Source organism: Thiomicrorhabdus xiamenensis (assembly GCF_013282625.1).
GTDB lineage: Bacteria > Pseudomonadota > Gammaproteobacteria > Thiomicrospirales > Thiomicrospiraceae > Thiomicrorhabdus > Thiomicrorhabdus xiamenensis.
The window spans coordinates 952,271-966,540 of sequence record NZ_CP054020.1 but is presented as its reverse complement, the minus strand read 5'-3'; the positions used below and the strand labels follow the sequence as shown (position 1 = coordinate 966,540).

Genomic DNA, 14,270 nt, shown 5'->3' with positions numbered 1-14,270 from the left:
ATTAGCGTTTTCTTTCCTCAAAAACAATATTGCATTTTTATGAAAATTCTGCTTTTACAACCTGTTCAAGCTCAAGAGCAATTCTTTCTACCAACTTGGCGTCCTCGCCTTCAACCATAACCCGGATCTTCGGTTCGGTGCCGGACGCTCTGATCAGAATCCGCCCTTTCCCGTCAAGTTCAAGTTCGGCTGCGTCCACGGCTGATTGCAGCGCGGCATTATCCTCAACCTTGGAACGCTTCGCAATAGTGACATTACGTAAAACCTGCGGATAAACCTGTACTTCGTCACGCACCTGATCCAGAGAACGCTGCTGAGAGATTAACGCTGCAAGCACTTGAAGCGCTGCCACAATACCGTCACCGGTACCGATCTTATTCAGACAAAGCACGTGCCCGGAAGGTTCCGAGCCGTAAAACCAACCCTTATCAACTAACGCTTCCATAACATTTCGATCACCGACCGCGGTACGTGCGAACTCAATACCCTTAGCCTTCAATGTCTGCTCAAAGCCAAGATTGCTCATCACCGTACCGACAACACCCGGTACCGGCTTGCCGGTCATGGTCGCCAGGATATATAAAATAATGTCGCCATCAATCTCGCGACCTTTAGCATCGATCATCATGACACGGTCTCCATCGCCATCAAACGCGATCCCCAGATCGGCACGATGATTTTCCACCGCATGCGCCAACGCCTTGGTATCGGTCGCGCCGCACTCATGATTGATATTCATACCATTCGGTTCGGTACCAATAGTAAAGACTTCCGCACCCAATTCACGAAATACATTCGGAGCAATGTGATACGTAGCCCCATTGGCACAATCCAATACCAGACGAAGCCCCTTAAGGTTCTTTTTAGCTCGATAGGTTCCTTTGCAGAACTCGATATAACGACCAGGAGCGTCATCGACGCGGAAGGCTTTACCCATATCCGCGGAAGCCACCACACTGACGGAAGATTCCAGCAGAGATTCGATTTCCTTCTCCATCTGGTCGGAAATTTTCTTGCCTTCTCCGGTAAAGAACTTAATGCCGTTATCACAATGCGGGTTATGCGAAGCACTAATGACAATCCCCATATCGCAACTGAACGTCTGCGTCAGATAAGCAACTGCCGGCGTAGGCATAGGACCGACCAGATAGACGTCAATCCCCGCCGCAATCAACCCAGCTTCCAACGCCGACTCAAACATATAGCCCGAGATGCGTGTATCCTTACCGATCATCACCGAAGTTCCGCCGTTCTTCGCCAGAACCGTTCCAGCCGCCCAACCCAATTGCAACACCTTATCCGGGTTAATCATTCCCTGACCGACGGTTCCACGAATACCGTCGGTTCCAAATACTGAAGACTTCGCCATTTTTTTATCCCGCTTTTAAATATCCTGTATTTTGCCCGTAACCTAGCCCAGATGTCGTAACGTCTGCAACGCCTGAACCGTCTCTTTTACGTCATGGACGCGAACCACTTTGGCCCCTTTTTGCGCCGCCAAAGCTGCCGCAGTAACACTGGCCGTGATTCTATCGTCGATTTTCTCGCTGCCGACAATTTCCGCTATCATCCGCTTTCGCGACACACCAACCAGCATCTCGCACCCCAAATCAGCAAAGGCGTGCATATTTTTAAAAAGCGTTACATTATCCTCAAAAGTCTTGCCAAAGCCAAATCCGAGATCGATGAGAATCGAGCCCTTATCAATCCCCGCCTGCTCACAAACGGCAATCCGCTGCTTAAGAAAATCCTTTACTTCAGCCACAACATCGCTATAAACAGGTGCCTGTTGCATGGTTTTGGGAATACCTTGCATATGCATAATACAAACCGGAACCTCGTAATCGACAACGACATCGACAGCACCCTCAGAGCGAAGAGCATTGATATCATTAATCAGGTCTGCCCCGGCGCGCAGAGACTGCTGCATCACTTCAGTATGATAGGTATCTATCGATATCGGCATATCAGTGCACTCCCGAACCCACTCAATAGCCGGTAAAACCCGATCCAGCTCTTCCTGAAGCGAAACAGGATCAGATCCCGGTCGAGTCGATTCACCGCCGATATCCAGAATATCGACCCCATCCTGTAACATCTTGTCCAACTGCTGTTTGAAACGCTCCATTTCATTAAACTGCCCGCCGTCCGAAAACGAATCCGGCGTCACATTGAGAATTCCCATTACGGCTGCATGCCCTTTCTGCTCATACACCGAACCCAACCAGCTCTGAAGATCAAATTTCATAAACAATCTCTTCCATTTATTGTGCGCCTACCTTAATCAATCCATTTATCAATGGCAATAAAAAACCCCGCGTAGCGGGGTTCTTTTACAGACCTGTCAGCTTAATGCAATTTAGGCTCACCGGAATCTTTTGGTTCATTCTCATCAGAAATATCCTTACTGATCAGATTTGAATCGTCCGGTTTGTTTTCCGAAGCTTCTTCAAGAGAAGTTTTCGGCTCGGGAGATGATGGCGGAGGCGTATCGTCCTCAACCCAGTCACGCGGTGCGCCCGGATCTTCGCCACGCATAATCCGGTCAACCTGCTCCTTGTCAATCGTTTCATACTTCATCAGACAATCGGTCATAATCTCCAATTTTTCACGGTTATCGATCAACATCTGACGGGCTCGGTCATAGTTACGATCGATAATATTGCGAATCTCTTCGTCAATCTTCTGTGAAACCTCTCCGGAAACATTGGCGTTACGGGAAGTTCCCATAAAACCGCCTTTATCTTCTTCTTCGTACAAAAGCGGACCGAGATTATCGGACAAGCCCCATTTGGTCACCATGTTACGGGCAATTGCCGTAGCACGCTCGATATCGTTACTGGCACCGGTTGTCACCGCATCTTCGCCATAGACAATCTCTTCGGCAAGACGCCCGCCGTAAAGACTCGACAACTGCGACTCCAGTTTACGCTTGGAATAACTGTAGCTGTCTTCTTCAGGCAGATACATGGTCACACCCAATGCACGACCTCTTGGCATGATACTGACTTTGTATACAGGGTCATGCTCAGGCACCAGATAACCGACGATCGCATGACCAGACTCATGATAGGCCGTCATACGACGCTCGTCTTCGCTCATCACCATCGACTTGCGTTCGACGCCCATCAGAATCTTGTCTTTGGCTTTCTCAAAATGCTTCTGTGTGACCAACTTGGCATTTTCACGTGCAGCGAACAGCGCCGCTTCGTTGACCAGGTTAGCCAGATCCGCCCCAGAAAATCCTGGAGTACCGCGGGCAATATAAGATGGGTTAACATCTTCGGCCAGCGGCACCTTGCGCATATGCACTTTAAGAATCTGTTCGCGGCCGCGAATATCCGGGAGACCAACCGTTACCTGGCGGTCAAAACGGCCCGGACGCAGCAGTGCCGGATCAAGCACGTCGGCGCGGTTAGTCGCAGCAATTACGATAATGCCTTCATTACCTTCGAAACCATCCATCTCAACCAGCATTTGGTTCAATGTCTGTTCGCGCTCATCGTTACCGCCGCCCATACCGGCACCACGGCTACGGCCCACAGCATCAATCTCATCGATAAAGATAATACAAGGCGCATGTGCTTTTGCCTGTTCGAACATATCACGAACACGGGAAGCACCGACACCGACAAACATTTCAACGAAATCGGAACCCGAAATGGTGAAAAACGGAACTTTCGCTTCACCGGCAATCGCTTTAGCCAGCAAGGTTTTACCGGTACCCGGAGGTCCGACCATCAATACACCGCGCGGAATGCTTCCACCCAGATTCTGGTATTTACTCGGATCTCTCAAGAAATCGACAATTTCACCTACTTCCTGTTTGGCTTCATCGGCACCGGCAACATCGTCCAACGTTACTTTATTCTGATCTTCGGTCATCATGCGCGCTTTGGACTTACCGAAGGACATAGGCCCGCCTTTGCCGCCGACACCGCCGCCCATAGAACGCATAAAGAAAATCCACACTGCAATCAACAGCAGCATAGGGAACCAGGAAATGAAAATCTGCATCAACACGCTCTGTTGCTCAGGCGGTTTGGCAGTGATTTTCACACGGTTATCCAGCAGGTCACCCATCAAGCCAGGGTCGCCCGGATTATAGGTAGTAAAACTGTTACCGTTACCGTAAACACCACGAATCGTCTGCCCTTCAATCACAACCTGACTGACCTGCCCCTGATGAACCTGATCGATGAAATCAGAGTAATCAATGCGGCTCGACGCCCCTTGCCCTTGGGTACTGAAATGGTTAAAAACAGTCATCAGGATCGTGGCGACAACCACCCAGATCATGATGTTTTTTAACATATCGTTATTCTTCATTTAGTGAACCTTGTAATATTTCGAGTTCTATATATTTGTAAAATTGGAACACAATTAGCGATCAAAAGCCACTGTAACACAATTTTATATAAAAAAAACTTATCGCCAATTGATATAGTTAATTATTGTAATTAAGTATCCCAATCAACATTACACCGAGACCCTTTACGACTTTTTGCCTCTGGCCAAAAGATAGATCTCTTTGCTGCGCGCACGCGATGCCTGCGGTTTACGGGTAATCACCTTGCTGTACTTACTGCGCAAATCCTGCATTAATTCGTTATAACCTTCACCCTGAAAGACTTTCATCAACAGGTCACCGTCTTTTTTCAAAACCTGATCAGCCAACTCGACACAAAGTTCGACCAAATACATCGCACGTGGAATATCCACGCCCTTGTTACCGCTCATATTCGGGGCCATATCCGACATGACTACATCAACTTCACGGCCATCGAGCGATTGCAGCAGACTGTCATAGACCTCATCATCCCGGAAATCCCCCTGAATAAAGGTTACACCGGCAAAAGGCTCAACCGGCAGAATATCCAGAGCAAAAACTTCTCCGTTTTTGCCGATCTTATGCGTTGTCCACTGCGACCAGCCGCCGGGGGCCGCGCCGAGATCCACCACACACATTCCGGGCTTGAAGAGTTTGTCCTTGTCGTCGATTTCCTGCAGTTTATAGACCGCACGGGAACGCCAGCCTTCCTGTTTCGCTTTATTGACATAGTGATCGTCAAAATGTTCTTTTAGCCAGCCTGCACTGGATTTACTTCTCGCCATATTCGATTTCTACTACAATAGCCATTTATTAAAAATAAGAATCAATTTGGATAATTCAATGGCACAAACCCAAAAAAACAAAATTACTGCGTTAAGCCCTAATCAGTTGAAATTTCTTCGCAGTATCGCGCACAACATCAAACCGATGTTAATTATCGGCAGTAACGGCTTGACCGATAGCCTGATGGCTGAGCTGGATAGTACTCTTTCACACCACGAATTGCTGAAAATCAAAATTTCCTATGGTGAACGCGAAGATCGCAAAAGCATTGTCGAGCACATTCTGCAGCAAACCGGAGCATTACATGTCCAGACCATCGGTAAAACTTGCGTTATTTTCCGACCAAACGAAGAAACCGAACTGCCCCTGCCGCGTAAATAAATTATTCAGATTATCCATCAGCCCTGAGAATTCAGGGCCGTTGCTTAAATCAAGTCCAGGCCTCGCGCCAGATCTTTCTTGATATCCTCAACAGATTCCAGCCCTACGGAAACCCGCAACAGATTATCGGTGATACCGGCTTTATCTCTGTCTTCCTGAGAAACTCGCCCGTGCGTTGTAGTCGCCGGATGAGTAATAATGGTCTTCACATCGCCCAAATTGGCTGTAATCGAAAGCATTCTTGTATTATCGATCACGGTCCACGCCTGTTCTTTACCGCCTTTAACCCGGAACGAAACCAAACCGCCGCCGGCAGACTGCTGCTTTTGCGCCAGCTCATACTGCGGATGCGAAGTCAGTCCCGGATAGAACACCTGCTCGACCTTCGGGTGGTTCCCCAGCCAGGTCGCCAGAGCCAATGCATTCTCGCAGTGCGCCCGCATTCTGATCGGTAAAGTTTCCAAGCCTTTCAAGAAAATCCAAGCGTTAAAAGGACTCATGCTCGGACCACAGGTACGCAGAAAGCCTCGCACCTCTTCACCGACAAGCTGAGCATTACCCAAAACCGCTCCGCCTACGGCCCGTCCCTGACCATCCAAGAACTTGGTCGCCGAGTGGATAACAATATCCGCACCCTGCTCCAACGGACGCTGCAGAATCGGCGTACAGAAGCAGTTATCAACAACCAGTAAACAGTCGTTCTCTTTAGCCAGCTTACTGAGTTCTTCCAGATTTGCCACTTCTGTCAAAGGGTTAGACGGAGTTTCTAAGAACAAGGCTTTGGTATTTTCTTTAATTGCCGCACGCCACTCGGAAACATCCGTTTGCGAAACAAACGTGATTTCGACACCGAATTTCATCAGATATTTACTGAACAGAACTTTGGTCGTACCGAAAACGCTTTGCGAAGAAACGATATGGTCACCGGCCTGACACAAGGCCATAAAAGTCGAAAGGATCGCCGACATTCCGGAAGCGGTTCCAACACACGCCTCAGCCCCTTCCATCGCAGCCAGACGGTTTTCGAAGCTGCGCACTGTCGGATTGGTAAAGCGGGAATACACATTTCCTTGCTCTTCGCCACTGAAACGCGCCGCCGCCTGGGCTGCCGATTCGTAGCGAAAGCTGGACGTCGGAAAAATCGCCTCGGAATTTTCCTGTTCGGGAGTCTGTTCATACCCTGCACGAACGGCTAAGGTTTGAATGTCATAATCATCAAATTCGTTAAACATCGTCATCTCTTTTTGACTTAAAAGCCGCCAATGGTTTACAACCAAAGGCGGCCTAGATCAATAAAATCGCTAGCGAATCAAATCAACTTAGCTTCGGTTGTGGATACCAACCGTTTCCTGACCGGATTTTTGCTTATTGGCATTCTGCGCATCGTCATTACGCGCCTGATCCAAAGAGGCCAGATATTCAGGCGTAATATCTCCGGTCGCATAAACCCCGCTGAAACACGAAGTATCAAACTGATTCACGCGCTCCGAACCGGCACTGACCGCCTCAACAAGATCATCCAGATCCTGATAGATCAATTTGTCGCAGCCGATAATCTCAGCCACTTCTTCGGTTGTGTGATTACTGGCGACCAATTCCGCTGGAGATGGCATATCAATACCGTAAACATACGGATAACGCACCGCTGGTGCTGCCGAAGCGAAATACACTTTTTTCGCACCGGCTTCGCGTGCCATCTGCACAATCTGGCCAGAAGTGGTTCCGCGTACAATTGAGTCGTCAATCAACAGAACGTTTTTACCTTCGAATTCCAAACCGATCGCATTCAGTTTCTGGCGAACCGATTTTTTACGCAGGTGCTGACCCGGCATAATGAAAGTACGACCGATGTAACGGTTTTTGATAAAGCCTTCGCGGTATGGCGTGCCGAGCTTATTGGCCAATTCAATCGCCGAAGTACGACTGGTATCCGGAATCGGCATAACCACGTCAATATCGTGATCAGGCCATTCGCGCAGAATCTTTTCCGCCAGCTTCTCACCCATACGCAAACGTGACTTATACACGGAAATATCGTCAATCATTGAATCCGGGCGGGCAAAATAAACAAACTCGAAAATACACGGTGAATAAACCGGGTTTTCTGCACACTGTTTAAAGCTGATTTCACCTTTATCGGTGATCACGACAGCTTCACCCGGTGCCAGATCCTTCAGCAGTTTAAAGCCCAAACCGTCCAGCGCAACAGACTCCGAAGCAATCATGTAATCGGTGCCGTATGCCGTCTGACGCTGCCCTACGACACAAGGACGTAGACCGTACGGATCGCGGAAAGCAAAAATACCGATGGTCGAAATCATTCCGACTGCGGCATAACCACCACGGACGCGTTTATGAACTTTGGCGATCGCTTCAAAAATATCCTCTTCGGAAATTTCCATTTTGCGGTCTTGCATCAACTCATGCGCAAAAACATTCAACAGCACTTCCGAATCGGAGTTGGTGTTGAGGTGACGCAGATCCTGACGGTAGATCTCTTGGGCAACCTGTTCCGCGTTGGTCAGGTTACCGTTATGCCCCATTACAATCCCGTAAGGAGAGTTAACATAAAAAGGCTGAGCCTCGGCACTGGATGAAGAACCGGCGGTCGGATAACGCACATGGCCGATCCCCATGGTTCCGATCAGGTCACGCATGTGGCGGGTACGGAAAACGTCCTTAACCAAACCGTTATCTTTGCGCTGATAAAAACGCCCGTTTTCGCAGGTGACAATCCCCGCTGCATCTTGTCCTCGATGTTGCAAGATGGTCAGTGCATCGTAAATCTCCTGATTTACCGAATTTTCACCGACCGAAACAATGCCAACAATACCGCACATGTGTGAACTCTCTCTTAGATTGAATTTCAGTTTTTGGACTCTTGCGTCACTTCGATAATGCGCGAGCCCTGAAGGTGGAATATTTTATCTAAATTCTGCTTAGCTTTTAGCGCTTTGTCCAAAGAATTATAATTTTCTGTACGCGCTTGATACACAATCTGATTTTTTCCGTTTTTTGATACGTTAAATTCCTTAAGCACAACCTTGTATCCGTGCTTTTTGGCACCTTGTACAAACTGATCGGCCTTTTCAATTTCAAAAAAGGTGATCAGGCGCACCATATACTGCCTGTCAACGTTTGTCGACGCCGCATCTGAAGAGCGCTTTTCAACCACTGGCTGCATCTGCGTTTGCACCTTGGATTCCTGCAAGCGCTGCTCTCTTTGCTGAATCTCTTGCAGGTGACGCTCACGCGCCCCGACTAAAATCTCTTGTTTAACGGTATCCGGCTGTACGCCCTCAGGAAGATGATATGCGGTAATAGCAATGGGCTCGGCGCCCTTATCAGAGGATACGCTTTGCACGCCTTGCGGAACAGGATCGGCATACCATCCAGGCACAAAAAGCAACAGCAGCAGAATCCAAACTAGGGCGCCTACAAGACGATATTTAATAACATCTTCATCTGCCGATAGGTTTTCCGTCACCGAGATATGCTCCTGTTTTAAGTTCTTCAATCTGCAAGTTTATATGAATCTTAACGCGAATTAACCGCAACTGCGATTAATTCCCTAACTCGATCGCCAAAGCATTCAGAGCCTGATACACCTGAGCAACCGTAAAGAAAGAGCCCCAAACCAGTAAATTCGGTGTCTCCGAACGGCTATCCGAACCGCTTTGCGACAAACACGCCTGAACACTTTTCTCAATCGAGGCATAAACATGAATACAGGACGCCTCAACGTGATTATCCTGCAACAGGTTCTGCAGTTTCTTCTCACTACTGGAACGTGGAATCTGCAAATCTGCCGTGTACCACTGTTCAATATAAGGAGAAATACGCTGCACCATCGGCGAAGCATCCTTATCATCCAGAACCGAAAAAACCGCTTTTAACCCTCCAAGCCCTTGCTTAGCCAGATAATCGGCCAGCACCTCGGAGGACTGAGGATTATGTGCCACGTCAATCAGCCAGTGATAAAAACGGCCGTTATGGCGAAACTCGACCGATTGCAGACGACCGGGATGGGTCGCATTTTGCAATCCACATTTAATGGCATCGTCGGAAACCGACAAATCGCCGCTTCGACACATTTCCTGTAGCAGCGCCAACACACCGGAAGCATTCTGAATCTGAAAATCGCCCTTCAAAGCGGGCAGTGGATAGCTTCCGGCCTCTCCGGACGAACTCCACAGTAAGGACCAACCGCCCTCTTCTACACGATAATGAAAATCGCGCCCCAACTGAAGCAGATTAACTCGATGTTCGGCGCAATAATCCGCTAAAGTCTGCGGCGGATTCGGATCGGAACAGACCGCCAGCCTGCCGCTGCGCGTAATACCCGCTTTTTCAATCGCAATCTGCCCGCGATCATCGCCGAGCCAATCGATATGATCGACATCGATCGCAGTAATCAAGGCGGCATCGGCATCAACAATATTCACCGCATCCAGCCTGCCGCCCAAACCGACTTCCAATACAACCACATCCAATGCGGCCTGCTTGAAAATCTGCAGTGCAGCCAAAGTGGAAAATTCGAAATAGGTCAGCTTAATATCACCGCGCGAACGCTCTATCAAGTCAAACGCATCGACAATTGTCTGCGAGTCAACGGCAACGCCGTCAATCTGAATTCGCTCGTTAAAGGCCTGTATATGCGGAGATGTATAGGCACCGACACGGTAACCCGCCTGGCGGAGAATACTGCTCAGGAGTGCAACACTGGACCCTTTGCCGTTGGTACCGGCAACACTGATTACTTTGGGTGCAGGTTGCAGAATCGACATTTTTGCACCGACCTGGCGAACGCGCTCCAGCCCCAAATCAATTTCCTGTGCATGCAGATGCAGCAGCCAATCAATCCAGGACTCCAGTGAACTGGCGCCATCGGGTTTTGCAGTGACACTCATCAATGAAACTCAGTAAGAAAAAAAACAGCTTCCGAAAATAAAAAGCCAGAGTAGCTAACTCTGGCTCTCGGCCTGACAACGAACCTATACCGCCTGGTTCAACAACATCTTACAGATGCTGGCCAGCTCCGGATTCAAATCGTGACGATGGATAATGCGGTCGATCGCGCCATGCTCCAGCAGGAACTCACTGCGCTGAAAACCTTCAGGTAATTTTTCGCGAACCGTCTGTTCGATGACACGAGGACCGGCAAAACCGATTAAGGCTTTCGGCTCGGCGACATTCAAATCACCTAACATTGCGAAAGAAGCGGAAACACCACCCATAGTCGGATCGGTCAGGACGGAAATAAACGGCAGTCCTTGAGCGCGTAGACGCCCTAGTGCAGCGGAAGTTTTGGCCATCTGCATCAAGGAGAACAACGCCTCTTGCATACGAGCACCACCACTGGCCGAGAAACAGATAAACGGCGAACGGGATTCAATTGCCTGATTGACGGCACGGACAAACTTTTCACCGACAACCGACCCCATGGAACCGCCCATAAAGCGAAAATCGAAAGCCGCGGCAACCACTGGCAGACCGTCAATCGTTCCTTGAGCGGTAATCAACGCATCCTTTTCACCCGTTGCTCGCTGAGCCTGAGCGATACGGTCTTTGTATTTTTTCAAATCTCTGAATTTCAGTGCATCGACCGGGCTCACATCAGCCGCGAATTCATTAAATGAACCTTCATCGAAAAAAGCTTCCAAACGGGCACGTCCACCCAAACGCATATGATGATCGCATTTTGGACAAACTTCCTGATTACGGGCTACCTCAGCGCGATACAAAGTCGCTTCGCACTTCGGACATTTGGTCCACAACCCTTCCGGTACTGACTTTTTACGTTCCGTAACCTGTTTGATACTTGGTAAAATTTTTTCAAACCAATTCATCTTACTGCCCCTTTAAATTCTTGTTATTCTGCATCTGCGCGATCAATCGCGTTACGGAATTCCTGCATCTTGTTGCCGATCGCCAATTCGATTTCATACAAATCTTTATGCTCGTTTGCTTCAATCAGGCTGACCAGCGCCGAACCGACAATAACCGCATCTCCCTGCTTAGCCATTGCATAAGCGGCATCACCGTTACGGATACCGAAACCGATCCCCATAGGCAGATCGACTTCGCCTTTCAAACGTTGCATCTGCACGGCAACATCATCAGCATCCACATCGCGCGAACCGGTTACCCCTTTGAGAGAGACATAGTAGGCAAAACCACTTCCCTTCTCATTGACCGCACGCAAGCGGCCGACCGGCGTGGTCGGGGAAATCAGGAAAATACGATCTAAATCATGCTCCTGCATGGCTTCCGTATAACCGAAAGATTCTTCCGGCGGCATATCTACCGTCAGAACGGCATCCACTCCGACAGAACTGGCCGCATTGGCAAACGCTTCATACCCCATATGCTCGACCGGATTCAGATACCCCATAAGAATAACCGGCGTCTGTGCATCTTTTTCACGAAATTCGCGAACCATCTCCAGCACATCATCCATAGAAACGTTATGTGCCAACGCACGTTCAACCGCTTTCTGAATAACCGGACCGTCAGCCATCGGATCAGAGAAAGGTACGCCCAACTCGATCATATCCGCCCCTTTGGCAACCAGAAGGTGCATCAGGCTGACTGTCGCATTCGGCTTAGGATCGCCGGCGGTAACATATGGAATCAAAGCGGTTTTACCCTGCGCTTTCAGATCCGCAAATTTTTGTGAAATTCTGCTCATAATTCTATTTTCAAGTTATCCATTGAAATGGTCTCAACACTATATCAAAACCACATAAAAGCGTTTTGCGTGTCATGAGAGCTTAAAGGGCAAGGCAAAAATTCCAGCGAAGTCGCGCAGTTTACATCTTAGTAAATGAGCAGGCTTCGCGAATTTTTAACAAAGGCATTTAAGTTCGCAATAGCGCAAAAAGCTTTTAAAATTCGAAGCCTTCAATCTGGGCTATCGTATTCATATCTTTGTCACCTCGACCGGATAGATTCACGATAATCACCTGATCCTTGCTCATCGTCGGAGCCAACTTGGTCGCATAAGCAATGGCATGCGAGGATTCAAGCGCCGGAATAATCCCTTCGCAACGGGTCAGGTCACGGAATCCCTGCAAAGCCTCTTCATCATCGATCGCGACATAATTGACGCGTCCGACATCTTTCAACCAGGCATGCTCCGGTCCGACACCCGGATAATCCAGACCGGCGGAAATCGAGTGCGTCCCTAGAATCTGACCATTCTTATCCTGCATCAGATAGGTACGGTTGCCGTGCAGAACACCCGGCGTGCCTTTACACAGCGGAGCCGCGTGCTCACCGGTATCCAGACCATGACCGGCAGGTTCGACACCGTAAATTTCCACACCCTCATCCGGCAGGAATTTATGGAAAAGTCCGATCGCGTTAGAGCCACCGCCGACACAAGCGATTAACGCATCCGGCAGCTTACCTTCTTTTTCCAGAACCTGTTCACGAGCTTCCTGACCGATTACGGCCTGAAAATCGCGAACCATTGCCGGATACGGATGCGGTCCGGCAACGGTACCGATAATATAGAAAGTATCGTCCACATTGGTTACCCAATCGCGCATCGCCTCATTCAAAGCGTCTTTCAGAGTTCGTGAACCGGACTCAACTGCAACGACCGTGGCGCCAAGCATTTTCATACGCGCAACATTCGGAGCCTGACGCACAACATCGTCGGCGCCCATATAGACAACACATTCCAGACCGAGACGCGCGGCAACCGTCGCACTGGCAACACCATGCTGACCGGCACCGGTTTCGGCAATGATGCGTTTTTTGCCTAGGCGTTTTGCCAGAAGTGCCTGACCGATCGTATTGTTTACCTTATGAGCACCTGTGTGATTCAGATCTTCGCGCTTAAGATAAATTTTGGCTCCGCCAAGTTCTTCCGACCAGCGTTTAGCGAAATACAAAGGCGTCGGGCGACCAACATAGTCGCGCAGATCCTGTGCCAGTTCATCCAGAAAAACCGGATCATTCTTTACACTTTCATATTCCTGATTAAGCTGCTCCAGAGCAGCCATCAGGGTTTCCGGCGCAAAAATACCACCGTATGGCCCAAAGTGCCCATGCTCATCGGGAAACTTTGCATAATCAATCGTCGGAGAATCTTTTGACATCACACTCTTCTCATTACTTCTTGCATAAATCGCGAAATCTTTTCGGCGGACTTAATGCCTTTGGAGGCTTCAACCCCTCCACTGACATCCAGCGCCCACGGATGAACCGCTTCGATCGCCTGCCCGGCATTTTCAGGCGTTAAGCCACCGGCCAGAATAATCGGTTTGGCAAATGTCTGCGGTATCCACTGCCAGTTAAACGTCTCACCTGTTCCGCCAGGTACCCCCGGCTTATAGGTATCCAAAAGCAAGCCGCTGCAATCGTGAAATTCGGCAGCTATCTGTACCAAATCAGTCTCTTCTCGCATCGGCACGGCTTTAATGTAATTTCTTCCGAACTGTCTGCAGAATTCGCCCGGTTCCTGCCCGTGAAACTGCAACAGATCAATCCGCACTTCGCTCAGAACCTGCTCAACCTGCTCTTTACTCGGATTCACAAAAAGCGCCGTAACCGTAACGAAAGCCGGAATCTGGGCGGCAATCTCCCTCGCCTTGGCAATATCCACATAACGAGGGCTCGGCTCGTAAAACACCAGACCGATCGCATCGGCTCCGGAATTTACCGCCTGCAGAGCATCTTCAATTCGCGTCAGGCCGCAGATTTTAACACGAGTTCGCATTGACGTTTTCCATTGATAATTAATTCCTGACGAAGTCCGTAAAAT

13 protein-coding genes are annotated in these 14,270 nt (G+C 49.1%); 1 reads left to right on the top strand and 12 read right to left on the bottom strand.

Annotated elements, in window-relative coordinates:
* Nucleotides 1-37: 37 nt before the first annotated feature.
* The 4 genes from glmM to rlmE form a co-directional block, all read right to left on the bottom strand.
* Nucleotides 38-1,369 carry a phosphoglucosamine mutase gene (glmM, locus tag HQN79_RS04435; RefSeq protein WP_173284483.1) on the bottom strand — a complete coding sequence of 444 codons (1,332 nt, stop codon included), beginning with the start codon at nt 1,367-1,369 and terminating at the stop codon, nt 38-40.
* Nucleotides 1,370-1,411: 42 nt separating this feature from the next.
* Nucleotides 1,412-2,248: a dihydropteroate synthase gene (gene folP, locus HQN79_RS04430; RefSeq protein ID WP_173284481.1), complete on the bottom strand. Its 837-nt coding sequence runs from the start codon at nt 2,246-2,248 to the stop codon at nt 1,412-1,414.
* A 101-nt stretch (nt 2,249-2,349) separates the two neighbouring features.
* On the bottom strand, nt 2,350-4,314 hold the full coding sequence (ftsH, locus tag HQN79_RS04425) for an ATP-dependent zinc metalloprotease FtsH (RefSeq protein ID WP_173286949.1): 1,965 nt from the start codon (nt 4,312-4,314) through the stop codon (nt 2,350-2,352).
* A 180-nt stretch (nt 4,315-4,494) separates the two neighbouring features.
* The gene (rlmE, locus tag HQN79_RS04420; RefSeq protein WP_173284480.1) at nt 4,495-5,115 is read right to left on the bottom strand and encodes a 23S rRNA (uridine(2552)-2'-O)-methyltransferase RlmE; all 621 of its coding nucleotides are present in this window, start codon (nt 5,113-5,115) and stop codon (nt 4,495-4,497) included.
* A gap of 58 nt (nt 5,116-5,173) precedes the next feature.
* Here rlmE and yhbY point away from each other — a divergent pair, with 58 nt between their 5' ends.
* Nucleotides 5,174-5,497 (top strand): ribosome assembly RNA-binding protein YhbY, encoded by a 324-nt coding sequence (gene yhbY / locus HQN79_RS04415; RefSeq protein ID WP_173284478.1) that lies wholly within the window; start codon nt 5,174-5,176, stop codon nt 5,495-5,497.
* Nucleotides 5,498-5,541: 44 nt separating this feature from the next.
* Here the strand turns inward: yhbY and HQN79_RS04410 are convergent, their stop codons facing one another.
* The 8 genes from HQN79_RS04410 to HQN79_RS04375 all read right to left on the bottom strand — a co-directional run bounded on the left by HQN79_RS04410 (nt 5,542) and on the right by HQN79_RS04375 (nt 14,225).
* Nucleotides 5,542-6,729: an O-succinylhomoserine sulfhydrylase gene (locus tag HQN79_RS04410; RefSeq protein WP_173284477.1), complete on the bottom strand. Its 1,188-nt coding sequence runs from the start codon at nt 6,727-6,729 to the stop codon at nt 5,542-5,544.
* 87 nt (nt 6,730-6,816) lie between these two features.
* Nucleotides 6,817-8,337 carry an amidophosphoribosyltransferase gene (gene purF, locus HQN79_RS04405; protein ID WP_173284475.1) on the bottom strand — a complete coding sequence of 507 codons (1,521 nt, stop codon included), beginning with the start codon at nt 8,335-8,337 and terminating at the stop codon, nt 6,817-6,819.
* Between the two features lie 26 nt (nt 8,338-8,363).
* Nucleotides 8,364-8,984, bottom strand: coding sequence for an SPOR domain-containing protein (locus tag HQN79_RS04400; protein WP_173284474.1), 621 nt, complete (start codon nt 8,982-8,984; stop codon nt 8,364-8,366).
* Nucleotides 8,985-9,060: 76 nt separating this feature from the next.
* Nucleotides 9,061-10,407 (bottom strand): bifunctional tetrahydrofolate synthase/dihydrofolate synthase, encoded by a 1,347-nt coding sequence (gene folC / locus HQN79_RS04395; RefSeq protein ID WP_173284473.1) that lies wholly within the window; start codon nt 10,405-10,407, stop codon nt 9,061-9,063.
* 84 nt (nt 10,408-10,491) lie between these two features.
* Nucleotides 10,492-11,346 carry an acetyl-CoA carboxylase, carboxyltransferase subunit beta gene (accD, locus tag HQN79_RS04390; RefSeq protein WP_173284472.1) on the bottom strand — a complete coding sequence of 285 codons (855 nt, stop codon included), beginning with the start codon at nt 11,344-11,346 and terminating at the stop codon, nt 10,492-10,494.
* A 23-nt stretch (nt 11,347-11,369) separates the two neighbouring features.
* Nucleotides 11,370-12,188, bottom strand: coding sequence for a tryptophan synthase subunit alpha (gene trpA, locus HQN79_RS04385; RefSeq protein WP_173284471.1), 819 nt, complete (start codon nt 12,186-12,188; stop codon nt 11,370-11,372).
* Between the two features lie 196 nt (nt 12,189-12,384).
* A complete protein-coding gene (gene trpB / locus HQN79_RS04380) occupies nt 12,385-13,605 on the bottom strand; it encodes a tryptophan synthase subunit beta (protein ID WP_173284470.1) in 1,221 nt (406 codons plus the stop codon).
* On the bottom strand, nt 13,605-14,225 hold the full coding sequence (locus HQN79_RS04375; protein ID WP_173284469.1) for a phosphoribosylanthranilate isomerase: 621 nt from the start codon (nt 14,223-14,225) through the stop codon (nt 13,605-13,607). Before HQN79_RS04375 ends, trpB begins: the two co-directional genes overlap by 1 nt.
* Nucleotides 14,226-14,270: the final 45 nt, after the last annotated feature.